This is a genomic window from Thioalkalivibrio sp. ALE14, assembly GCF_000376845.1.
Taxonomy (GTDB): domain Bacteria; phylum Pseudomonadota; class Gammaproteobacteria; order Ectothiorhodospirales; family Ectothiorhodospiraceae; genus Thioalkalivibrio.
In genome coordinates this window covers 312503-336902 of record NZ_AQXY01000030.1, presented here as the reverse complement: position 1 = coordinate 336902, position 24400 = coordinate 312503, and the positions used below count along the sequence as shown (strand labels likewise).

Genomic DNA, 24400 nt, shown 5'->3' with positions numbered 1-24400 from the left:
GCGGGCCTAATGCCTTACATAGCGTTAGCTTCCTTGACGGACCACAACCAGAAGCTGCTGCTGGGCACGGCTTGCCGCCACATAGTCCTCAAATCGCTCCGTTAGGCCCTTCTCATTGCCCCCCTGGTCCAGTATCGCTACCGCCTTGAACTCCAGGCCCTTGATCCTCTTCTTTGTGCCGAAGCGCACTCCGCTCTCCTCCTGTCCAGGGTCAGGCTGGCGTGCTTTGAGCTCGACCGTAGCAAAGCCATGCGAGCGCAAGGAACTGATTACCTTTGAGTTGGGCGGAGTCAAGCAGATCTCATGAGTCTTGAATCCATTGCTCTCGGTTAGTCCCTTAACCCACGAGACCACAGCACTGGCTACCTCATCATCGTCTTTACAACTGACGACCTGAGGCTTTGGACCATGAAAAATGGACCGATCCCCAAGGGTCACTGCCCGTTCGCCATCAAGATCATCTACGTCTAACCCTTCGAGCGCCGCGTGGGCCCAGTCACGAATCTCCTCGCTGGTACGGTAGTTGATCTTCAGGCGACGCGACCGACCCCGCACCTCGATGCCAGCCCGACCAAGCGGGACAGGGACCGGGTTATAGATACGCTGGTGGCCATCGCCAACCACACAGAGTGGGTTGTCTAGGCCCTCAGCGATGGGGCTTATGCTGGCGACCAACCGTAGCGCTTCCAAACTGAAGTCTTGGATCTCGTCGACCAATACATGGCGATAGCGTGGAAATTCGCCACGCTCCACCACCTCTCGAGCTTGGTGAATCAATCCATCGAAGGTCAGCAGGTTACGGCCGGAGAGCTGACGGCGTAATTCGACGAACACCTTCCACAAAGCTTTGCGCTGCTTCCGGCGAAGTGGTTTGCGTCCCGAGCGAACGACCGTGAGGTACTCTTCCTCCGTAGTAATACCCATCGGGTCGATAATCTGCTCAAATTCGTCGCGCAGGAACTCTTCCGAGAAATCCAGCTCGGTGGCCACAGGCATGGCCAAAACCTTCAGCCAGATAGACTGCAGGTCCTCCTTCTCTGCGATCTTTCCCTGCCACTGCGCGCGTGCACAAATCGTTCTCGCAAGCTGATGCAGGTTGGTCACCTCGATGCGATCGACCACGCCTGGGGCTAATTTCTTCATCAGCCCCATGATGGTGACTGATAGGTTAGTCGTGAACGTCGTGATCAGAACCTTTTCTTCATCGCTGCAGCGCTGAGCCAGCCAAGCAGCGCGGTGCATTAGCGCGACAGTTTTGCCGGTACCGGCAGCACCGAATATCTTCATCGGCCCTCGGGTATGCCACTCCACCAGCTTGCGCTGGTAGGGGTGTAGAAAAACCCGCCACTCCTCTATGTCCTCGCTAAGTATCTCGCGCAGGTGTTCTTCACCCTGCACAAGCACCAGATCCAGGTTGGTGATCTCGGCCAAATAGCTGAAGTCGCCGGGGCCCGTTGGCTTCTCGATCTCATCGAGCGCCCCCAACATCTCGTTGATCGCCTCCTCGAGAGGCATGCCCGATGCGACGCCGTAGAGGACCTGCTCCGCCTCCGGTGGCAGATACCCTGCCAAACGCTCGAAGTCATCATCGTTACGCACGGCTCGGACTGCGGGGATAAGCGCATCGGGCACGCCGGCTTGAAAGAGCTCATCGTCACTCAGATCCTGAAGGACATATTCGGGAACGCTCTCTTCGGTATCCCAACGTTCTTCTTCCGCCTCACCATTCTGGGACGTCTCCAGCGAGCGCTCGGCCTCCTCGACATCGAACACCTGCAGGGTGCCCAACGCCAAATGGGCTTCGAAACGCTTATTCAGACACCACTGATAAGCCTCATCATGGTGATCGATGTGCATCAGAAGGAAGGTGTCGCCCTTTTCCGGAGCAATCACGATGGCGCGATAATCGAGGCCAACGCGGGCACTGCGCACCTTGCTGTCCTTAGCCGCATTGATGGATTCCAAGTGGATGCTGGCCTGGGTGCTGTCCTCCTCGAATTTTTGGGTCAGCTCGACCACCTTCTTCTGCACCTTGGCCGGCAACTTGCCAAAGTTCTTCAACACGTCGCGGTGCAGCATCATCTTCGCCATCAATCGTCTCCTGAATTGCGTTTCGGCAGCTGCTCGACGCACCACGACTCGCCACGGGTCTGCATATCAGTGTCGGTAATTACTTTCCAGCCGGCTTGGTGCCATTTGGCGGAAAAGCTCGCCTGATCCCCGACCAATATTGCTACCGGCGGCGAGGCAGTCGGCCAGGCAAGCTCAGCAAAGGGCTCATCCCCCAGATCGTCGCTATAGTGTTCCACCTCAGGAAACTCGCATTCCCGGGCAGCCATCTGCCTTACCAGTTTCTCAAGCGACGAAAGCGTCTCCTCGACGATCTCCTGCCATCGGTCGTCCAGGCTCACCTCGGGCATCAACGAAGGCTCCGGAATCACTCCGCTCTCGAACTCGGAGGTGGTGTAAACCAGCATCCGCTCCAAAAATTGGAAGAGATTCGTCAGGGCGTGGAATCGCCGCCAGCGAAGCCGGAAGGTCTCCACCGCGCTGCGCTCCTGCTCGCTGTCATCTAGCCGCAGCTCGATCGTGAGGTTGGTGTAATCATTGAGCAACAATTCCTGCCCAAGCCCATACACCATCAGGTCCTCGGTCAGCGCAAGATTTTGACCGATCCAGGCCCAGTCCCCTCTATCTTCTCGGCCCAGCGGTGGGGTGGAATACCCTGCACGCCACATGCTCAGGACTCCGTTGAACTGACTGGCCTCCTGTCCAATACCGCTGCTGGCCAGGCGCATTAGCGCAAAGCCCCCTACCACTTGGCCGAAACGCTGCCACCCCTCGGCATGAGGCGAAACGAGGAACCCCTTGAATTGAGTGAAAGCATCACCAGCCACCGTACTCACCTGAGGAAAGGAAGCCCCCATCTTGTTGCGCCACTTGACCAGCACGTCATCCGTCATCCAGCTAGAGAGAAAGCGAAAACGGTCGCCCGCCGACTGATCCAGGTCATCCCAGCTCAATGACCAGACCCAGTAACGCTGGCTATCAAGAATGGCTCGCCGTTTGAGAAAGTCGTCGGCAAGACGCGACTCGGCCTCATGCGGCTTTACATGGAATTCGAACCCGTCCAGAAAAATGGCAATTGGTCGACATACATCGTCGTCAGCTCGAAGAAGGAAGTCGGGCTGACAGGCAATGGATACCCCCTGAGCAGCACCCAACAGCGGCTGGAGCTGCAAAGACCAAATACGACCATCCCCCAGAGTGAATTCGAAGCCTCTCGTGCCACCAATCAGCACGTCCCGCCAGTCATCTTCCCTGCCACGCTCCACCACCCAATCGCGCAAATGATTGACGAAACGCTTCTCTAGCACGCTGCCAAACATGGCCCGAGGTTTGATCTCATCCAATTCCTTCTTGGATTCGCGAGTCTCTCCCGCAGCGATTAATCGCCTCAGCAGACGAATACCCTGCTCTCGGCTGATCTGGTCGGCCCGATACTGGAGGTGGTAGGTACGCAAACAGCGGTAACAGCCATCGGTGTCGTCGTCCGTCTGATGCAGCTCACGACAGGGGCAGTGCTCCAGCGCGGCGAGTGCCCGACGTAACACATCCACCATGCCCTCACCCGCACGGCCCTCTTCATCAACCTCTTGGAACAGGGCTTTCAGAAATCCAGTACCGCCCGGCACCGCATCCATCAGTACCAGATAGTGTTGCGTCACCCCTAATTTCAGGTTGGGAATCAGTTGCTGTTGAACCAACAGGTGTCCGGGGTCGCCCTGGAAACGCAGACGCATGCCCAAGTAGATGGCGGCTTCTAGGGTGGCGACGTCCTCTGGCTCCACATCGGGGAGCAGTAACCGCACCGCCTCGGAACGTAGCTCGCGATAGAGATAAACATGCTCCCAACGGTAAGCGTCATCCTTACGACCTTCCCGGTGACGGCGCTGACTCTCTCGGTGGCCAGAACAACTCCGGCGATGGCGTACTTCGCTGGAGCCTTGCCCCGGGTCAGCGGCCATGCCGCAATCAGCACAGATTAGAAAGCCCTCCGATGAGACCTTCTCCTGGCCGAAAGCCAGATCGCGATATTGCCCCTGGTAGCCGGCATTGACCTGGCGCATCACCATGGCCGAACGATACTCGATACCAAATGGCTCGGTGTCATTACCTACCGCACCGCTGGCCTGCTCCACTGTCTGGTCGAAGGAGGTCACCAGCTGATAGCGCTCGTTCTCGCGTTCTTCGCCCTTGTCGGCAGACAGGCTGTCGTAGTACTCCATATAGGAAACCGCCTGAGAGCGAGCAAACTGGAGAAAATTCCTCTGCTGCCCTAGGTCGGTCTGGCTCTCGGGCCCATCATGGCCACACTGGGGACAGGCGGGTACCGCCTCAGGCCGCTGCACTTCGGCCGCATGGCGCATATGGCCGCACTGACCACAGATGGCCCACTCGGCCATAAGCGGCTGATTACGCGAGCCCAGCTCAATCTGCTGGATGGCGAAACGGTGGCTATGGGTATAGAACTGATTGCCGGGCGCCAGTTCACGGATAGCCTGCGGCCCCGAGCGCACCAGTTCGATAGGTGGCCGGGTCTCGATGACCTCACCGTCCTCGCCCTTGGAGCGACGATGGTAGATGGCCCCGGAAAAACGAACGCCACGCTCGGGGAAGGCGTAGTTGGGAAGGAGGCCGTGCTCGGTGAGCACCTCTAGCGCGCTGACTTCATTGAGCTTCCGCTGGCGAGCCCGCAAGATGCGCTCCTCCCGCTCGATCTCAGCATGATCGATCGCTTCGGTCGCAGGCTCCAGCTTGCTCTTCTGGTCTCTCAGGCGCTTGCGCGCATTGTCCAGCAGCTGGCGCTGCAGCTGGAATTCACTTGCCGCTCGCTCGATGGCCTCACGCAACCGTTCAGTTCGCGACTCGCCGAGAAAGCGCTCGCGGGTATCATCCATAGCATCTAGGGCGAAGCGGGCTATGAAACGCTGCTGTAGCGCCGCCTCGTGCTCCAGCACCCACGCAAGCAACCCCGGGATGTGGCCGGCCCGGTTCTGGATGACCTCGTCCACCAGCTGCTTGCCTGTCCCAGGAAGGTCAGCCAACACACCTTCACGCACCGCCTGATCGAAGCAAAATGCCAGGTACTGGCGTACTAACACCGCGCTGGCGTCCAACCAGCACCCTGGCGGCTCGATCTCTCCAGCAAGCAGCGCCTCCGGGCGGGCATAGAAGAACAGGTCATGAGGGCGTTGGTTGATCACGCTAAGGATCAAAGCGGTACCCGTCTTGCGTCCTGCTCGCCCGATGCGTTGGAGATAGCTCGCTGCACTAGGCGGTATCGAGCAGAGCATGGTGGTCGAGAGATCTCCGATGTCGATGCCCATTTCCAAAGTAGAAGTAGCGGTCAGGACATTAGGATCATCGGCGTGAGCACCATCGTTGAAACTGGCCTCTAACCCTTCACGCTCCGGAGTATCGAGCAACCCCGTGTGTTCATGAGCGAATACGCGACGCAGAGCCCCTTTCCGATAACGCGTGCGATAGTAGTTCTCTCGTTTGCTGAATGCAGCCCAGTCATACCGCCCGGCATCATCCTGGTAGGAGAGACTCGGCGCGTCGCGCCAAAGCGCTGCTTCCTGCGGTGGCCTGTAGAGGTAATACCCGCTGCTGTTGCAAAGCAGCTTCTCCCCTTCAGGGTAGAGCCGTGCCGCTACGTCACTGATCCCGTACCACGCTTTCTCGCCGTCTTGGTGAAGTTTACGGAGTAATCCGGCAGTTTCCCCAGCCTCCAGAAAAGCGGCCAGCAAGTCGACCAGCGTGGCGTCATCCACCCCTGGCAGGCCCAGTACCCGCCGCGCCCAGACCAGCTGCCAGGGTGGCATCTGGCCATCCCGGGGCGGCGCCAAAATGTGGTCGTGACGCTTGTCGGGATGTGTCGTCCACAGCCGCGGTTGATAACGCCCTTGGGGCGGGAACGTCTCACGACCTTTGACCACCTTTCCGAAGGGATACTTCCCCCAGTAATTCTGGCGAGCAAACGACATTAGGTAGGGATGGTGTAAACCACCACGCTCACGCTGACGGTGCAGCATCCCCAGCACCCAGAGCCTCAGCGCTTCGTCGGTCAGATCCTCAAGTCTGGGGGCAATGCGGGGAAACCGCTGGCGAAGGGCCGTCAGCGTCGCGTCAATACAGTGCGACTCCCATCCGAGGGCCGCGCTCGCATGGCGCTCCATGGTGCGGCCATGGGTCAGCATCAGGCTGAACTCGCTAGTGGCCTCCCAGGTCAACCGCTGCGCAACCTCCGCGAAGAGTCCGGTTGGTGGCATCCGGGCACCGCTGTTGCGGTAATCGAGATAGTCCGAGTACTCACGAAGATCCGGCGGAATCAGTGTCGCCATCGCCTCCTTCATATTTCCCGGTCGCCCCGTTTCGGGCTCGGCCCAGAACGCCAACAGGCGCTCACCCACGTCCGCCAGGGGAAGGCCCTCTTCGCCAACATCATCGATCAGGTGCTGGAGAGCGGTCCGCAGGGTGAAGTGATACGTACGTGCCGAGAAAAACCCTGCGCGGTGGCTGGCGTCCTGCACGCTATCGGTGAAGGCCAAGAGCTTGGGATCGCTATTGAGTACAGAGCCGAACACCTCATCGATGGCAACGCTGGCGATGGTGGCCGCCCGGCTACCGATGAACATCAGGCTATCTAGGGTCCGGCAGTGCGGGCAGCGGCGTACTCCAATCCGCTGCCCGTTGTCTCGATGGTCATGCTCATGGACGACCTTGACGGGAAAGGTGCGCTCCCCGGTGAGCGGACATGGGCCAGGACCCTCACGCAATACCAACGAGCTTGGCGACAGGTGCCAGCGGAGTCCCTCCAACTCTTGCTGACCACCGGAATGGATCGGATCATCTCCCTCACGCCACGGGCTCAGGATCACCAGGGTGGACCTGGGGTGTCCCTCGAAACCCCACGCGTCATAGATCGGGAGCACTTCATCGGCGAGCTGCAAGCCACGGACACCGTGTTGTTCGATAGAGGCGTCCGCATCCAAATCACGCAATCCGACCCAAGCCAGCTCGCCACACTCGGTACAGTGCACCACCGGCAGCTGGTGGCGCCCTTCTGGTACCGGATTATCGAGCCACGCAAAGGCCGGCTCTTCATGAACGAGAGCGCCGATCCGCCTGAGTTCTCGCAGCCACAGCTGAACCTGAGTAGGCACCAGGGGAAACGCTTTACCGCTGCGCAGCTCCCGGGCCTGGGCCACCAACGCCATGAAGCCCATCAGAACTTCGCCGCGCTGAGCCAAGTCGCCTACCGAACGGAAGGAATAGTCCTCGCGCGCCAGATCCCGCAGTAGCTCAAGCCAATGTGCCGGCGCGTCCTCGGTTGCTACTAGAAGGCGCTGGAAGAGAGGATGCCTGCGAATCCATTCGCCCAAGGCCACCCCCCAGCGCGTGTGATCATCCAACTCAGCAAGGGTCTCCCGGAGTGCGGAGTAATGTGGTGTCCAATTCGGCCAGCGGGGGTCATCGGCCTCGACCGGGTAGCTCGGGCCGCCGAACAGAGATGCCATGCGGTAGGCATAGCGAACAGAATCCTCGCGATGCTGCGGCTCGCATTCGCCTGCTGAGGGCAGCACATCGACCTCCAGCTCCGGCACGCGCACCACCTCATCGACGCGGTAACGATCCTCCTGAATCACCGCTTCGTCGGTAATGCTCTCCTCGAACAACGTGCTGGCGAATTGGCAGAGCTTGTGAAGCGGCCCAAGGTTGCTCTCGTCATCTCCCCCCGCAACGGTGGCACTGGTTCCCACCATGCACAGCTGGCCGCGCGGAATCGAAAAGCGCTCTTTCAAGCGCCTAATGAGGCAGGCGACATCGGCACCCTGGGCACCGTCGTAGGTATGCAGCTCATCAAGAACTAAGTAGCGAAGCAGACTGGGGTCAGCCTGATTGTGCTGCCAGATGCTGACATCCTTGGGCCGCAGCAGCAGGTAGTCGAGCATCTTGTAGTTGGTGAGCAGGATATCCGGCGGATCGGCCTGCATCGCCTCGCGGTTGGTGATCGCCTTGTAGGTCCACTCACCGCCGCCATCCTGGGCGGGCTCTCTTGTCAGCTCGGCATAGGTACCCGGCTCGGCGCCCTCCTCCTTGCTGGATGCTGACGACATGCGCCCGGTGTAGAGCCCCACCCGCACCCGGGCCCTGGGCTTGCCGGCTACCATGTCGCTGAGCAGGGGCGACTTGAGTATCTCCTCGGCGAAGCGCCCGGCCTGGTCCGCGGCCAGGGCATTCATGGGATAGAGGATGATCGCCTTGATGCCATCGCGCTTGCCCGCCTGGTGCATCCGCAGGCAGTGATCCAGCACCGGGTAGAGAAAACACTCCGTCTTGCCCGAACCGGTGCCGGTGGTGACCAGCGTATGCAGCGGCTGGTTGCCACCGCGGGTGGTCAGGCGGCGCCAGCTGGTCGCCTGGTGGCGGAACGGCACGTAGGGAATCTCGATATCGAACAGGCCCGAGATATCCCCCGAATCCAACCGGAAAGGCCGGCGGACCTGCACCCAGGGCCCCTTGAACAGCCCGTTCTCCGGGTCGTTGAAGAAGGCCTCCAGGGCCTTCTCGGTGGAACGGTCGCGCAGGCGGAAGGTGGCCTGCAGATAGTGCAGAACCTGCTTGCGGACTTCCTGGGCTAGCGTCGCTGGCAGCATTTCACCTCCTCATACGTCCTTGTGATATCGGAAAACTCAGCCGCCAGCGACCTGGTAGGGCCAGACCGATGCCGCCGTCTCAAAGAGGCTCTGCCCTCTACGCTTGATGGCGGCCTCGTCCCATACCCGCAGGGGGTCCGTCTCGGCATCCTTGGCCGGATGAAAGTAGCGATTGAGGTTCAGCTTGCTGTACTTGCACAGCTCCGGGCGCTTCTGGTCCCAGGAGGCATTAGAAAGCGAAGGGTTGAGGCTGCCGGTGATCAATGTCAGGTTGCCGAGCGTATGCAGCCGGCGGTTTCGCTCCTGGTTGAAGGCCAGGCGCTTCTCCGGGTCAGCCGCCATCTCCTCGGGCATCGGCCAGCTTGCCTGCCACTTGACCGGCATGATGTGCTCGATGGTGAGGTTATCTGGCAGGGGCAGCACCTCGCTCTTGCGGTCCTCCTGGGCGAGGTCAATCGCTCCCAGTACGGCGCGGATCTTGTACTGTGCCAGCCGGTCGTAAATCGGTGTGTTCAGGACGCTCCAGTGCAGCTCGTCATCGGTGGGGAAGCGCATGCTGTCACCCTCGTAGGCATGGAGCACTTCTTGCAGAATCTGGGCCGTGATCTTGCCCCGCTTATCCAGCGCCTTGATGACATCGATAAACAGTCGGTTATAGTTCTTGGACGTCATGCAGCAGATCATGCGCCGCACCAGGAACGACTCCAGCACCACCAGCACCCGGTTGAACTCTGCCTGATTGCCAGGCAGCAGCTGGTCACTGGCCAGCAGCAACAGCGGATAGACGGTTGCCGTATCCACCGCCTGCAGGCGATCCAGGAAGACGGCAAGGCGAGAGCCAGCCTCCGGCTCCGCGAATTTTCGAAAGGCGCGGGCATACCGAGACAGTGACTGCAGATGGGATTCGATGCTGTTGGGCTGAGCCGTCAGCTCAGAGCCCTTCTCGCCCTCCTCCAGGGCGACGACATACTCCTTGAAGGCCTCGAAGAGGTGGGCGCTGCGCACGTCTTCCCTGAGCATCAGCGCCAGGTAGTGCTGCAGGAACAGGTCGATGCGCGGGCGCTTGGTACGCCCCTGCTTGACCTCCTTGCGCCAGAACTTGGCATCGAAGGCCTTCCAGTGCTGCTCGTAGAGCGTCTCGATATCCTGCCCTTCGGACTGCGCCCGGCGAAACAGGTAGTTCTTGATCAGGTCCGCGGGCAACAGCTGAGTGCCCCTGGCATTCAAGGTCTCGAAGATCACCTGTGACTCATCGTCATCGCTCAGGTTGATCACCACCACCTGCAGCGCGTTGCTGACTACCTGCCACAGGGCATCGAGCCGTTCATCCAGGTCCGGCGCTGCTTCACCAGGCTCCTCATCCAGCTCACCGTGCAACCAGAGGGCCAGCTGCCGGTAGAAGTAGCGGTAACCATCGATGACCTGCTGATTCTGTTCATGCAGCTTGGGCTGTTCCTGGAGATGCTGCTCCAAAGCCTCCAGGCCACCCACGCTGTGCACCAGCTTGAAGGCCTCACGGTCGCTGGTGGTCGGCCACACCTTGTAGCGCTCGTGGTCGAAATCGACCTTGCTGGCCTTGTTGCCCACCAGGTCGGCAAAGCGTTCGTAGTACTTGCCGCTATCGAGCCGGTGGCAGATATCACGTGCGGCGATCATGAAGATCTGCAGGTTGGTGAAACGCTGCTGGCCATCGATCACCTGGTGAGTCTCGATTGAACCCGCCACATTGCGCATCTGCTCCAGCACCACCGCACCCAGGAAGTGGGTTCGCGGCTTCTGGGTGCGCAGCCGGTGATCCATCAGGCCTTGGATATCCTCCCAGAGCGGCGCCCAGTTATGCTCTTTCTTCCAGACGTACGGCCGCTGGAACAGGGCGATCTGGAAGGAAATGGTCGAGTCGAAGATCTGGTTCAGATCGCGTGCCTTGGCATCCATGTCAGGCGAGCTCCTCTTCGTTGATCTCTATCCCCAGCCGCTCGGCGAAGACGCGATACGCGGTGCGATAGTCCTCGATGCGGTCGACATGGCTGAAGGGCGGGTAAAAGGTACGGGTGACAGTTGAATTACCACTATCCGTTTCCCAAGTTACTGTTATTGGAAAAGTTGGTTGATGACTACTTGCGGCCTCTCTAAATTCAAACCTTCCCGGGCTCGTCCTGTGATATGAAGGACACAGCTGCCCACGGCAATCATACAAGTCTTTCTGATCGTACTTTCTGAATGTGCTAAAGTTTGCAGAATAAATCCCCACCAACTCTTCAAAGGAAATGCCAAAATAAATTGCCACCAATACGTCGATCTCAAGCAGTGCCTGCCTTCGACACTCATCGCTCACCAAGGCATTACCCTCAACCCACTCATTTGTCTTTAGCTTGCTCCAATCTAGATCGCTAAAATTGTCAGATCGAAGAGCGCCCTTCGTCCAAGAATCGTTTTTTATCTTCTCGCCTGCGACTGAAACCCACAAATCAGCATAGCATTTTGCGACACAATTCAGCCTTAGGGATCTATTCACAATCAGCTCAGAAAACTTCCCTTCAATAATTGGCATATTCCCGACTGCATCATAACCCCAATTTTCTTTGCCGACTGATCTCGCAAAAAAATCAAAAACTATAGAATGGGTACATCCGGCAAAAAGAACCATCTGCCGCTCATCTGAAAAGCAAACTGAAAGAATTGAATGAACATGAGTTACACCCTTAGGAAGTATCGCAGAAATCAGTGTCCGTGTATCATCTGGCTGACTCCTTGTACGATTTGCATACCGATAATAATCGGTCAACTTTCTTCCACTTTGGAACGTAGGCGCAATCTCAGAAATCAAGTCAACATCCGGAGAATATATTGAAGCAGGGAAATAATCTTTACCAAGCAGCGCGGCATCTACCATCTCATATTGAACTTGAGCAGAATCACCAGACAATGCCTGCTTTGAAAAGGCATTACCTATTCCTAGATGTCCCATAACCATGACAAGATCATCAGCTTTATTTGGCTTATAAGCCATACCCCTTTCATAAAAAATATATTTCCCCTGCGCCTGTGTCTCGTGAAAGAAGGTGCTCGGTGTTACTTTTATAAATTTAGAAAAGTCATGCAGTCTATTTTTTGCGCCACCAATTTTTTCGAGAACTTTAATTGAATCGACATCATGGATTGCGAGCAGACGCGTATTAAGCCAATGGCTGCTATCGCCCTCTACCAATTTCGCAACAATTTCCAACTCATTTTTAGAAAAAACCACAGATCTTCGAATGTGCCCCGACAACTCTGGCTTACCTTCAGAATCTCTCAACCCAGGGACAGCCCCAAAGTCTACATTATATATCTGACCAAGCGTCGAAGGATGATATAAATTTGCTATATTTCTAAAGCAAATTACACTCATATTTTTACCGTATAAGTTTATGCTAAATTTTCGATTAGCTTTTACATCCGAAAATAAACCCAATAGGTTTTGAAACTGCAAATGAGCTCTTAGCCTTTTATAGCAGCGCGCTCTAAACTCCCCGCCACTTTTCTCTTCGTAAACCCCCTCAGGATGCAACAGCCCAGAGACCCCTCTATCACCAATAAGGGACCAACTCTTCTCGATAAAATTTTTATATAGATTCGTTTGCACGCCTTCAAGAGCCGGGTAAAAAATCTTGCTGTTTAAGAATGCGCCGCCACCTTCCCCTTTCCTAAACTCATTACGATACCTCAGTCTATTTTCAAACTGCCCAAGCAACTTTGGGCGTTCACGTTTATACGTGGCAGATTTTGCTCCTCTGATCCCAAGAAACGGTTCAAATTCATTTAATAACGAGGAGTCTGACCAGGCTACTTTTAACCACGGAGGATTACCAAACACCAAGTCAAATCCCTTGGGCGCAACCTCCTCCTGCACTTCGGGCCCCAGCACCTCAGTAAAAATCAGCTCCCAGTGGTGGTAGTGCTGTTCGGCGGCGGTGGCGCGGCCGACGCCGAACCATGGCACCAGGTCGCTAAGATGGGCGGCGTCGGGCAGCCGAGCCTGGCTGGCCTTGAACAGCGCCTCCAGGTCGATATCCTCGCCGAGCTGGCTATCCAGCATGGCGCGGGTGGCCAGGTCATCGGTGCCGATGCCCAGCAGCACCTCGGCGGCAGCCAGCCAGGCCTCGCGGCTGGGCAGCGTCTCGGCCTGCTCAAGCGGCCAGAAGTAGAAGCTGCACCAGCTATCCATCAGCAGACGCAGGCGCTGGAAGGCGCCGGACTCGGCCTCCAGCTTCACCTTCAAGCGCTCCTGGTGGCGCAGGCTGGGGCCGGGCCGCAGGGCTTCGACGTCGTTCTGCGGGGTGGGCCAGACGCTGGCGGTGCAGGCGGAGTGGGCCAGCGCCTGGTGGCGCTCGGCGGCGTAGTCGGCCCATAGCGCGTCAATGCGCTCGCTCAGCGCCTCAAGGCGTGCCAGCTCCTCGGGCGAGAATTTCTGCTTCACCTGCTGGTTGCGCCACTGCTTGATCTGCTCGCACTGCGCCGGCCAGTGCTGCCTCATCAGCGCGTCGGTGGCGGCGGGGGCCATGTCTTCGTCCCACACCAGGAAGTGGTAGATCTCACCGGGCTTTCGCGCCTCGCCGGGCTTGAGCTGGCGGGGCACCTGGGCATTGTTGCCGTAGTGCTTGCCGGCCCCCAGCTGGCCCTTGCTCCATACGCTGCGCCGCGCACCGATCAGGCTATTGCCAGCGCGCAGGCGCAGGCCGAACCAAGGCGTGGCGGCCGGCCGGTGGGCAGGAGGCGTGTCTTCACTGCCCGGGTGCTCCATCAGGCGGTGAATGGTCGCCAGCCACAGCGAGAGCGCCCCCAGCTCCACCGCCACTGGGTTGAGGTCGACCCCATAGACATTGTGCACGGCGATGTAGTGGCGCACCCGCCGTAGCTCGTCCTCGTAGTCGCTGGGATCGATGTTCTGGCCGAGCTGCTGCTGCTTGAGCTCCAGGTAGCGGTGGGCCAACTGGTCGATGGCCTCTACCAGGAACGCCGCGGAGCCCATGGCCGGCTCGCAGATATTGAGCGACAGCACCTCGTCGGCCTGTTCGGGCGTGAAATCCTTGAGGCGCTCCTTGAGGGCCTCCTCCACCAGGGTGCGGGTCAGCACCTCCGGCGTGTAGTAGGAAGCGCTGTTGACCCGGTCGACCCCGTTAAGGTGGAGAATAAACTCGCCGGTGCGGTAGATCCGCGGTTTCTCGGTACGGTGTTCCAGCACCACCTCGCCGTGCTTGAACTCCTCCAGGCGGGTGGCGGGAACGAACCAGGTGGGCTGCTTGGGATCCACGGCATCGTCATACATGGGCTTTATTGTCTTGCCCTGCTTGACCTGCTGGTGCACCTGGATCAGATCTTCGATGGCGAAGAACCCCTTGTAGGAGAGCAGCCCCTCGTAGACCGAGCCGAGCTGCACGATGCCAAGCTCGGCGTAGTTGATGCGCCCGATGCGCCGGCTCTGGTGGGAGGTACCCACGCTTAGGCAGCGAATCACCCCATGAAGGACCCGGTTGGGCAGCTTCACGCGGCTGAGAAGCGGCGTGACGGCGGGATCGAACAGGGTAGCGGTGAGCGGCTGGATCTCGAACAGCTTGCCGGGAGTGTAGCCCTGACGGTTTCCGCTCTTACGGGGTACGGCGTCGTCGAACCTCAGCTGCTCCCCCCCGGGACTCCCGAACAGGCTCTCCTGTCTGGGCAAGCCGCCGAAGTCGGGCCCCGTGGTGTCTTCTTCCTGCTCCAGACCGTGCCGAGACGGGTCAAAGCCCTCGTAGATCAGGTGGAAGAGCCTTTCGAGGTGCTCGGCGATATACGTTCCGTGCTCGGTGCTAGTACCGGGCTCGTTGGCATCCACCAAGTCGCGCAGGGCCTCCAGGCTGTAGCCCAGGCGATAAACGTTATCGTTGATCGGCAAGATGCCTAGCTCGCCACCCCGGGCCTCGGCGTAGAAGCAGAACAGCAGGCGATAAACGTAAATCAGCGCATCATGACGCAGCTGCTCGGCGGTGATCTCCCGGCTGCCATCGGGCAGCGGCTCCTCCCGCTCGCCAAGCTGGCGATAGCCAAGGTTGCGCTGGCGCCGCGCTTCCACCCAGCCGTTGGCGATGTCCTGGATGGCGTCGCGCACCGCGCCCTGCAGCTTCTCCGATACGCCATGGGTGCTCTTCAGGCTGCCTTCGCGCAGGCGCTCATGCAGCACCTCATCGGTTTCCCCCTCAGGCGCCAGCGCATCAACGGAGAGCAAAGCACAAATCGCCTGGAAGGTCTCTGCCTGGCGGCGGCCGTAGGCCTCCTCCAGGTCAATCCAAAGGTAACGGCCCTGAGCGTAGGTTTGGGCATCGAACAGGTAGACCCGAGCACCCGCCAGCAACATCACCCAGCGCGGAGCGTCCTCCTGCTTAAATAGAATGGCAATGGCCTTCTCCCAGCTCTCCTGCAGGGTAGGGAGCCCCTCGACGAAATGGCTTGAGGGCTGCACCGGCTGCTCCAACGGCTCCTCGTCGCTGTCGCCGCCGGCCAAGCAGAACGGCGCCTGCAGGATGACCAGCCAAGGCCGATTGTGGCGGTTCAGCCGCAAGAGGGCCGGCAGCTGCTTCTTTTCGGTGTCCAGCTCCAGGGCGAAGGGCTCGGGCCGATACCCCAGGGCGTCGAGCAGCGCGGGGTGCCAGGCATCCAGCTCCTTGATACCAGCCCGACTTCGCAGATCGGGTTCTGAGAAATCGAGTGCCGCCGTCTTGGCCTTGAAATAGCTGTCACCCAGGGCCGCCAAGCGGCGAGGAGCGGACTGGCTGCCCTGCTCCTTCCAGACCTTGGCCTGGTCGCGGATATCCTTGGCAAAACCGTTTTTGTCGGCGAGGTAGTGGGCGGCGTAGTAGTCACCAACGTTCTTGATTGCGGTATCCAGCGCCATTAACTCGCTCCTTCCACTACCATCACCAGCCGGGTGGTGGGCTCTTCCGTTGCCCGGAAATGAGACCACATCCAGTGCTCTTTCCGGTCTTCCAGGTACTTCTCCATCTCTTCGCGCTTGTTGCGCAACTGGGTGGCGCGTTTGCCTTCCGCCGGCAGCCCAGCCAGCTGTTTGTCGATGCGCGACGCCCAGCGGAAAAACCAGTCGTCCAGTCGCCTGGTCTCCTGCTCCACCCGCGGCCAGATCTCGGCGCGTCGCTTGTCCTTGAGCTGTTTGAGGTGATAGAGACTCTGGTCCACCGCCGAGCCCAGAAGGCCTTTCATCAGATGTTCGGGCAGCCCGCCCTGCTTACCAGTGTTGGTCAACTGATCAAACCTGACTTCGGTCAGCGCTTCTTTCAGTGGTCGAATACGAAACTTTCCGCCCTTGCGGAAGGAAACGACATGGGGATCGACGATCAGCGGTGTGCCGGCCCGAGAGCTGACCTGTCCAATGAAGCAGAAGAGTAATTCTCCGGGCTCCAGCCAGGGGGAGCTGATCAAGGGTGCTTCGCCACGATCCTGGAGCATCATCAGCCGCTCGGATAGCCACTTCATCACTGGGTGCTGCTCGGTTAGCAACAGTTCACGAGACCATTGTCCCTTCTGGGCAAGGGCGGCCTGGATGGCCGCGTTGGCGCGCTTGGGGCTCTCGGTGAAGAAGAGTTGCTGTTCCGCCGGCCAGGCCTCCTCGGGCATCGCCGACGCCCCGTAGACCATCTCACAGTCCACCCAGGGGGCGCCCAGGCGGCGGGCCACCTCTTTGGGTGGAGTGAAGATCAGCTGTTCGGTGGTCTTATCCAGGCCTGGCCAGTCACGATTTTGGGCCTGCAAGGCACGGTAGCCCTGTTCCAAGAACTCGGCATTCCCGAGCAAGCGGATACGGGAGTTGTCCTGCAAACCGTTCGACTCCTGCTCTGCCGATCCGTCGGCTTCGCTGTCACCGAGCAGTAAGTCGAGATCGAAGTGGCTTGCATCATGTAACAGTGACTCCAGCTCGCCGGATTCACCATCGCGGGTCGACTCGATGCGCGCCTTCAATCCGCTGCGATCACGCACAAGCCCTTCGCCCACACACTCGGTTTCCTTGGTGGCGTCGTAGAGCTTGAGCACACTCTCACCAGTGCGGGTGGAGCGGTTGATCTCCTCGACCTTGCCAACCAGACGTTCGAATATCTCACTGTCGCCTTTCAACAAACCCTCGCGGGTTTCCACCATCAAATAGCGGATGATGGGCGATTGCTTCTGGCCGAACCGGTCGATACGGCCGTTGCGCTGAATCAGGGTGATGATCGACCAAGGCAAGTCATAGTGAATGACGTGGTGGCACTGGTGGTGAAGATTGACACCTTCCGAGGCGACATCGGTCGCCAAAAGCAGGCGAACATCGCTACGACCAGTGCCAAAGGACTCCACCGATGCCGCCAGCGCACTGTCGGACATGCCACCATGAATGGCGGCGATGGCCTGTCCAGCCTGGTCCTGCTCCTTGTCAGAGAACTTCAGTTTGAAGTGGCGAGCCAGCGCGGGCGCCAGAGCCTGCTGTGTCACACGGCTCTCGGTGAACATCAGTAGCCGCGGGCTGTTTGCGCCACCATCCCAGCCCATAACCTCCAGCGCACGAAGCAGCGTCTTGAAGCGAGCACTTCCATTGATGGTCAGTTGCTCCAGCTGACGCGTCAGTAATGCGAGCTCCTCGACCTCGGGCGAACCAGGATCCTGGCGCTTGATCTGTGCGAGGCGTTTATTAGCGGTAGATCGACAAGCCTCGGGGCTTGAGAGGAATGCCTTGTACATACCCCAACTAACAATGGCCTGGCTCTCGATCTCCTTATCTAGGACCCGCTGGCGTATGTGAGCCAGCTGATGGTAGATCCCCTCCTCTGCCTCGCTAGCGTGAGCCGTGGTCTCCTCGAGCGGTACCACCTTTCGTTCGGAGAAGTTGCTACCGGCCTCGGCCTTCACGTCCTCTTTGAAGCGCATCAGGAAGAAAGGAGCGATGTCCTTGGCTTCGTACGCCTGCAGATTGGGGTCCGGTACCGCGGAGGGGTCGAGCAGGCTTATCAGGCGACCAAAGGTCTCGCGTCGTCCGTTGTGGGGGGTGGCGGTGGTCAGCAGCATGCTGTTGGTGCGCCGCGACAGGCGCCGTGCCAGGCGGTAGCTGAGGTGGCGCTCCGGGTTGCTTCCGCCGGAGACATTATGCGCCTCGTCGATCACCACCACGTCCCAGCGGGTGTTCTCCAGGAAATGGGCGTAGCGGCCGATATCCTTGAGGGTATCGATGGAGATGATGATGCGCTGGTAGACCTCGAAAGGGTTCTTCGAGGCTGGGATCTTGAGCTGCAGCCGGGAGAGCGCGTCGGAATCCATACGCACCAGCGGCAGCGCGAAGCGGTTCCACAGCTCGGCCTGGAACTGGGAGAGCATCGACTTCTTGGCCAACACCAAGATGCGGTTGCCCTGCCCTCGTCGGATCAGCTCGCTCAAGATCATGCCGACTTCGATCGTCTTACCCAACCCCACCTGATCGGCCAGCAGCAAGCGCGGCCGGAGCTGGTGAAGGGCTCGGTGCACCACCTCCTTCTGATAGTCCATGGGCGTGAACGCACCCATGTCCTCGAAGTTGGGGGCCGGGTCGGTCAGCGGCATCTGGCGCAGTTGCGCTTCCAGGAACAGCTTCGAGCGCGAATAGCCGTTGGATTCATCGCGCACCAGCGCTGTCTCGCGGGGATTAACCTCTTTGATCTGATCCAGCTGGGTGAGGAAAGCGGCCTCATGCCCGCGGTTGAGATCATCGACCCCGGTGCAGAAGACGATCTGGTGCTGATAACTACCCGCAGCATCCACTCGCGAGACGAGCCACTCAGCATCGCGACACACGACGCGCATGCCAGGAGTAAAAACGGCTGTCATCAAGTCTTTCCCTTTGTGCCCGGTTTGTAAGAACTAAAGACGGTCTAGTCTAGCCAAGCGCACACCCCCCAAGGGACCTCACATCCAGCACTTGACCAGACGACGCCGCCGGCGCTCAGCCCTCCTTGCCCTGAACTCCGACCTCGGTAACGAAAGAGATCGAAATTTGAGCCCGCACCAAACAAGGAGACCCGAAGAGGACAGCCCATCACCACGAGTACGGGCAGATCCACTGAGAAGTCCCCGCTGAAGGGACTTCTCGGTCCGATATCTCGGCGAGAAGATGGGGTCTCGCAATTCCCTGTCCATCAGCCAGAACCATCCTGCTTGGCGGGTCGCGATATCGCAAACAGAGTCGCGACATTAACGTATGGGGTAGCTCACTCAGTGAGCCTGCTACCCGCCGACTGCGCACGCATCCAAAGGCCTGTGCTCAAGCGATCCGCCATACGGACCGCGTCGACCATGGGAAGTGGCGAGGCATACCCCTTGCCAAGGGCATCCTGTATCAGCAAATGCACGAAGAGTGCGTGCCCCGGCGCAGACAGCTGGAACAAACGCGGGAGGTGCCCTGCGAGAGCCACCAGAGACAGGTGTCGATGATCGGTTTTCCGGAGCAACCAGGCCGAGTCAGCCGAATGGCTGAGGGTCTTGCCGAAATCGTGGAACAAGGCTGCAAGGACCAGGGCGTCGCGAAGATTGTCGTCGATGGCCGTATTGCACGACTGTGGCGCAGTCTGAACGGCCTGCTCCGTAATCTCTGCGCATTCGAGCGAATGGCGAAGCAGTCCACCCGCGACGGAGTGGTGATGCTTGTAGCTCGCCTTAACCTGGAAGAAGCGCTTAAGCAGCACCAGGTCGTCCACGACGCCCTCCATTAAGTGTCGGAAAGGTGCCGTGCGCAGCCGCTCGATCAGCAGACGCAGCCGTTCCGGGTCGGCGCCGTCAACACACCATGAGGTCGGCATCACCTGACTGGGCCAGTACTCACCCGGCTCCAGAACGCGAATAAAGCAGATACTCGGCTGGGCTCCTGCAACGCTGGAGAACTGGACCTCCACGACTGAGCCGCTTCGGACGCCGGTCACGGATGTTGGATTGCTCACCGCAACCTGCCACCGTTGCCCCGCGCAGTGCAGAACGAGGTGCCCCACGCCACCGCGCACGAAATAGTCCCGGACCCGGTAGATGCCGAAAGTCCGAACATCGGCCGTTGCTTGTGCGGGCCGGGCGTGCCCGCTTTCCCAATCCGAGATCTTCACGACTCACCCCCGAAGCGTTCGTCGATCAGGTTCTCGAACGCCGAGCCATCCTGTCGCGTGGCATTCGGGATGTACCGCGAGTACGTCTTGAAGAGCATCTCCGTGGAGGTGTGTCCCAGCTGGCGGGCAATCCATTCCGGTGACTCGCCGGCCGCCAGCCACAAGGTCGCGGCGGTATGACGCATGGTGTAGGGGCGCCTGTAGGGAATATCGAGGTAACGCAGCAGCGGGGACCAGATACGCTTGGTCAGGTTTCGGTTATCGATCGGTTGACCTGCGGCATTGGTGAAGACGTAGGCGCCCTGCCCCGTCGCCTTGCGCTGATCGAGCAATGCTTCGCGAACCCGTCGCGACATATCCACCTCGCGCTGGGACCCATCGTTCTTGGTGTACTCGGTCCGACCATCCACGTAGGTCTCGCGAACCAGGATCTGGCTGCGGGGAAAGTCGACGTGCTTCCACTTGAGCCCGTGGGCTTCACCGGAGCGCAGTCCGGTGAAGAAACGCACGGTGAAGTAGTTGCGGAAGTCGGCCCGCACATGCTTCAGGATCAGACTCACCTCGTCCAGGCTGAACGGATCGACCTGGGTCTTGCGCTCCTTGAGGAGTTTCACGCCCACGAACGGTGACCTAAACTGGAAGCGGTCGGCGGCCTCATCGAACATCATCCGCAGGATTTTGAGTGTCCTGTTGATGGTGGAAGGCGAGAGCTCACGCTTGCGCACGGGGCTACCTTTGGCGAGATGGGCCCGGAATGCGTGAATGTCTTCCTTCCTGATGTCGCCGACCCCTCTATCTCCTCCGAAAAACGGGAAGACGTGCGTCTCGAACACCGTGGTGACACTCTCCCTGTACGTTTGCCGCCATGTAGGCGCCATCTCTTCGCTCCACTGGACATAGAAGCGCTTCAGGGACGGGGTATCAACGGGCGAGGGATACCCCGTGGCAACAGATTGCCGGGCAGGGATGCTGGTCCGCTGGGGATTCCCGTGGCGGGAAGCGCTCTCGGGAAAGTACTTCGCATAATCAAAGCGGCCTGCATTGATGTCCCGCTCGATGCTCTTGGCGAGCTTCCCGAGCCGCTTACGGTTGGGCTCCGTGTCTTCAAGGGCGGTGTATTCACGTCGGCGCCGCCCCTGCCAACGGAAGTCCACGTAAAGCCTTCCGTTCTTGCAGTTGATGCTAGCCATGGCAATACCCTCCCGAAGCCATCGGGATGGCCGCGGTGTCGAAGGCCGCGTCGAGCATGTCCTCTTCGACGTGCTCCCAGATGTAGAGAATTTTGCGACCGCCGAAGGGGCGGAAGTAGTGGCGGCCCTCAATCAGGACGGAGTCCTTCAACCGCTCGCGAATGGTTCGGGGCTCATATCCGATCCGCCTTGCCAGCTGCCGCGTCGTCAGATAGGTTTTGCTCATCTTGGCACCTTCCTGTGCTTTTGGGTTTGCGATTGATCATTCTGTTGATCAATCGTGTCACCAATTTAGCACGGATGACGCCTCTGTCAATGTTTTTGATCGTTTAAATTATCAGGTGATCCACGTGTTGCGACTCAAGATCAAGGAAAGAATCGCGGATTTGGAGTTCCAGACCGGACGCAGGATCACACTTGGGGAGGTCGCCAAAGCCACCGGCATCAACCGCATGACCCTGTCGAAAATGGTGAACCACCGGGGCTACAACACGCAGAGCGAGAATCTCGACAAGCTTTGCCGATACTTCGATTGCAGGATTGAGGAGCTGGTTGAATATGTCCCGGACGAACAGCTCACTGAAAGCGCTGAACAGAAAGACGACTGACGGGACAAGGGAAACCGGGCGGCTTCACCGAGAATGGGGACTTCGAGAAATGGTCCCCGCTTGGTCCCCATGTGGTCCCCGGGGACCAAGGGCACAACCAAGCGGGGCCTAAATAACTGAATTAGTGGTGGCTACGCCCTGATTCGAACAGGGGACCCCATCATTATGAGTGATGTGCTCTAACCAGCTGAGCTACGTAGCCACGCGGGATGCGGATTCTCCGGAGGCCGGCGCATAAAGTCAAGCCAGCGCGGCGCCCGGCGGGGTTCATATCTGCAGGCGCTCGACCACGCGGCCGTTCTTGAGGTGCTCTTCCAGGATTTCGTCGATGTCGCGTTCGTCCTGGTAGGTGTACCAGACGCCCTCCGGATAGACGACCGCGACCGGGCCCTCGTTGCAGCGGTCCAGGCAACCGGAGGTGTTCACCCGCACCTGGCCCTTGCCGTGGATCCCCATGGCCTTGGCCTGGTTCTTTGCGTAGGTGCGCATCTCGGTCGCCCCGTGGTCCTCGCAGCAATTGCCGTCCTCGCGGCAGTTGGTGCAGAAGAAGATATGGCGCTGGTAGTAGCCCATGAAAGTCTCCGATGATCCGTGCGGCTCATGATAACGCTGTCGCCCGCAAAACGACGGGTGGCAGCGCGCGCGGTCGGTGCATTCAGCGGAAGCGATAGACCAGGCTGACGTCGGTGATCGTGTCGGTGTTCTCCACGCCGGGCTCGACGTCGGTGTTGTGCTTCACGGTGAAGCTGGTGCGCAGGGACATCCGGCTGGTGACGTCCGCGGTCAGGGCGAGGATGTTCTCGATCTCGGTATTGTCGCTACCGGTCAGGATCAGCAGCTCGTCGGTGAGGCGAGCGCTTTCGCTGATCTCCCAGCGGAAGTTCCCGGCCAGCCGGCCAACCGGCCAACCGGCTCGTTATCGGTCTCCCCGGTGGTGCGGATGCGCACCTGACGCATACCGGCACCGATCTCGCCGTCCAGCCGCACGCGCTCGCCGTCGATCAGGCGGCGACCATAACCGGCCGTGGTCGAGCCCTGATAGTCGTAATTGCTGAAGCGGTCACGCTCGTAGCGCAGCGCCCCGAACAGATAATCGTGTTCGCCCAGCTTGCGGTCCGCCTGGTAACCGGCGACGTAGCGCTCTCCGGTGGTCTCGTCGTCCTCCTCGTGGAAGTACGCATCCAGGCGGAGGCGATTGCGCCAGTCGAGGGTCGTGTGCTCCGCACGAAAACGGCCGGTAGCTGTAGCGGACTCGGTATTTCCGGTGGTCTTGGAGGCCCCCAGCTCGATGGTCGACTGCCAGCCCTCGGCCTCCCAGGCCAGGCCCTGCGAGGCTGGTATGCTCAGCAGGATGAGCGAAGCAAACGCAGACCCGACGGGCCGGAACGAACGCACGAGCATGGGAGACCTCCCGGAACCGAATGAGGGCAAGACCCTAGCAAAGCCGCTAGGCGCATCGGACCAGCCCCTGAGATTCCGGGGGCTTTCCGCTGCCGACCAGTGCGTGCACTGCGGCCTGTGTTTGCCGCATTGCCCCACCTATGGCTGGCACCGCGTCGAGGGGGACTCGCCACGCGGGCGGCTGACCCTGATGCAGGGCCTGGCCCAGGGTCGGCTGGAGCCGGAATCCGAACGCCTGCGCAGCCACCTGGAAGGCTGCCTGGGCTGCCGCTCCTGCGAAGCGGTGTGCCCGGCTCGCGTGCCCTTCGGGGCGCTGATGGACCGCGCACGCGAGGTCCTCGACGAACACCCGGCCACCGCCTCGCGCATGGACCGCTGGCGGCAGGGCATCCAGCACCAGGCCCTGATGCACCCGACCCTGCGCGGCCTCGGCGCCCTGGCGGCGCGGGTGGGGGCCCGCCTGGGGCTGGAGCGCGTGCTGCCGCGCGGTGGCTGGGAACGCAGTCTCGCCCATACCCGGGACTCCCTGACGCCCGCGCCGCGCCTGCGAGCGAGCGCGACACCGGACACGGCCGACGTGCTGCTGTTCACCGGCTGCATGGATCGCTTCTTTACCGGGCCCGACCTGGAGGCCGCACTGGAGGTCCTCGACGCCCTCGGTGTGCGGGTCGCCATCCCGCCGGGCCAGGCCTGTTGCGGAGCGTTGGACCAGCACACCGGCCACCGCGCGGCGGCACAGGCTCTGCGGGCGCGCAACACCGAGGCCTTTGGCAACCGCGAAGTACCGGTGATCGTGCTCGACAGTGGCTGCGAGGCCACGCTGCGCGAATACCCCGAGGGCACGCTGGGGGCACGCAGCCTCAGCCTCACGCGATTCCTGGCGCAGCGAATGGACACGGACGCGCGCGAAGGCCTATGGGACGACAACCCGATCCGGATCGCGCTGCATCTGCCCTGCACCCAGCGCAACGTCACCCGCGAGACCCGTGAACTGCCCGCGTTGCTGGAGCGCCTGCCCGGTGTCTCGCTGGCGCCGGTGGCCGGCGCGCCGAACTGCTGCGGCGCGGGCGGCACCGCGATGCTGACCCAGCCGGCCATGGCGGACGGCCTGGGCCGGGCGACACTGGAGGCCCTGACCCGCGACGCCCCCGAGGTCGTGGTCAGCCCGAACGTGGGCTGCAGCGTGCATCTACGCGCCCTGGCCAGGGAGGACTCTGGCATACCGGAGATCCTGTCACCCGCCCGCTTCCTGGCCCGGCGCCTGAAAAACGGCCCGCACGACGACGCCGGGCGCTGATCCGCGCCCCTGCTTGCGGTACCCTTGAAGTCTCACCCCGACCCCTCGACCGGAGCGG

General features: G+C 60.2%; 11 protein-coding genes, 1 tRNA gene and 1 pseudogene. 2 read left to right on the top strand and 11 right to left on the bottom strand.

Going from position 1 to position 24400, the window contains the following annotated elements; genetic code table 11:
* Positions 1 to 24 precede the first annotated feature (24 nt).
* The 8 genes from F572_RS0112700 to F572_RS0112665 all read right to left on the bottom strand — a co-directional run bounded on the left by F572_RS0112700 (position 25) and on the right by F572_RS0112665 (position 21262).
* The gene (locus F572_RS0112700) at positions 25 to 2091 is read right to left on the bottom strand and encodes a UvrD-helicase domain-containing protein (protein WP_018158484.1); all 2067 of its coding nucleotides are present in this window, start codon (positions 2089 to 2091) and stop codon (positions 25 to 27) included.
* A complete protein-coding gene (locus F572_RS0112695) occupies positions 2091 to 8723 on the bottom strand; it encodes a DEAD/DEAH box helicase (protein WP_018158483.1) in 6633 nt (2210 codons plus the stop codon). The genes F572_RS0112700 and F572_RS0112695 overlap by 1 nt, the downstream gene beginning before the upstream one ends.
* Positions 8724 to 8759: 36 nt before the next feature.
* Entirely contained in the window at positions 8760 to 10658 is a 1899-nt protein-coding gene (locus tag F572_RS0112690; protein WP_018158482.1) for a DUF262 domain-containing protein, read from the bottom strand.
* A gap of 1 nt (position 10659) precedes the next feature.
* Positions 10660 to 15633 carry a hypothetical protein gene (locus tag F572_RS0112685; protein ID WP_018158481.1) on the bottom strand — a complete coding sequence of 1658 codons (4974 nt, stop codon included), beginning with the start codon at positions 15631 to 15633 and terminating at the stop codon, positions 10660 to 10662.
* Positions 15633 to 18584, bottom strand: a complete 2952-nt coding sequence (locus F572_RS0112680; RefSeq protein ID WP_155984571.1) for a DEAD/DEAH box helicase — start codon at positions 18582 to 18584, stop codon at positions 15633 to 15635. Before F572_RS0112680 ends, F572_RS0112685 begins: the two co-directional genes overlap by 1 nt.
* Positions 18585 to 18964: 380 nt before the next feature.
* A complete protein-coding gene (locus F572_RS0112675) occupies positions 18965 to 19846 on the bottom strand; it encodes an HD domain-containing protein (RefSeq protein WP_018158479.1) in 882 nt (293 codons plus the stop codon).
* Positions 19843 to 21036: an Arm DNA-binding domain-containing protein gene (locus F572_RS0112670; RefSeq protein WP_026181396.1), complete on the bottom strand. Its 1194-nt coding sequence runs from the start codon at positions 21034 to 21036 to the stop codon at positions 19843 to 19845. Before F572_RS0112670 ends, F572_RS0112675 begins: the two co-directional genes overlap by 4 nt.
* Complete coding sequence (locus F572_RS0112665) at positions 21029 to 21262, bottom strand: hypothetical protein (RefSeq protein ID WP_018158477.1); 234 nt, start codon at positions 21260 to 21262, stop codon at positions 21029 to 21031. The genes F572_RS0112670 and F572_RS0112665 overlap by 8 nt, the downstream gene beginning before the upstream one ends.
* 124 nt (positions 21263 to 21386) lie before the next feature.
* Between F572_RS0112665 and F572_RS0112660 the strand changes: the two genes are divergently transcribed.
* A complete protein-coding gene (locus F572_RS0112660; protein ID WP_026181395.1) occupies positions 21387 to 21644 on the top strand; it encodes a helix-turn-helix transcriptional regulator in 258 nt (85 codons plus the stop codon).
* A 125-nt stretch (positions 21645 to 21769) separates the two neighbouring features.
* Here the strand turns inward: F572_RS0112660 and F572_RS0112655 are convergent.
* The 3 genes and pseudogenes from F572_RS0112655 to F572_RS14815 all read right to left on the bottom strand — a co-directional run bounded on the left by F572_RS0112655 (position 21770) and on the right by F572_RS14815 (position 23045).
* Positions 21770 to 21846 (bottom strand) — tRNA-Met (locus F572_RS0112655).
* Positions 21847 to 21911: 65 nt separating this feature from the next.
* Positions 21912 to 22217: a ferredoxin gene (locus tag F572_RS0112650; RefSeq protein ID WP_017942839.1), complete on the bottom strand. Its 306-nt coding sequence runs from the start codon at positions 22215 to 22217 to the stop codon at positions 21912 to 21914.
* 82 nt (positions 22218 to 22299) lie between these two features.
* Positions 22300 to 23045: pseudogene (locus F572_RS14815) on the bottom strand (YdiY family protein).
* Between the two features lie 103 nt (positions 23046 to 23148).
* Here F572_RS14815 and F572_RS0112640 point away from each other — a divergent pair.
* Positions 23149 to 24342: a (Fe-S)-binding protein gene (locus F572_RS0112640; protein ID WP_231291129.1), complete on the top strand. Its 1194-nt coding sequence runs from the start codon at positions 23149 to 23151 to the stop codon at positions 24340 to 24342.
* Positions 24343 to 24400: the final 58 nt, after the last annotated feature.

Bases quoted from the DNA above. Each gene is read 5' to 3' on its own strand.
- F572_RS0112695 (WP_018158483.1), bottom strand. From the start codon at position 8,723: ATGCTGCCAGCGACGCTAGCCCAGGAAGTCCGCAAGCAGGTTCTGCAC.
- F572_RS0112700 (WP_018158484.1), bottom strand. From the start codon at position 2,091: ATGGCGAAGATGATGCTGCACCGCGACGTGTTGAAGAACTTTGGCAAG.
- F572_RS0112690 (WP_018158482.1), bottom strand. From the start codon at position 10,658: ATGGATGCCAAGGCACGCGATCTGAACCAGATCTTCGACTCGACCATT.
- F572_RS0112670 (WP_026181396.1), bottom strand. From the start codon at position 21,036: ATGGCTAGCATCAACTGCAAGAACGGAAGGCTTTACGTGGACTTCCGT.
- F572_RS0112665 (WP_018158477.1), bottom strand. From the start codon at position 21,262: ATGAGCAAAACCTATCTGACGACGCGGCAGCTGGCAAGGCGGATCGGA.
- F572_RS0112685 (WP_018158481.1), bottom strand. From the start codon at position 15,633: ATGGCGCTGGATACCGCAATCAAGAACGTTGGTGACTACTACGCCGCC.
- F572_RS0112650 (WP_017942839.1), bottom strand. From the start codon at position 22,217: ATGGGCTACTACCAGCGCCATATCTTCTTCTGCACCAACTGCCGCGAG.
- F572_RS0112680 (WP_155984571.1), bottom strand. From the start codon at position 18,584: ATGACAGCCGTTTTTACTCCTGGCATGCGCGTCGTGTGTCGCGATGCT.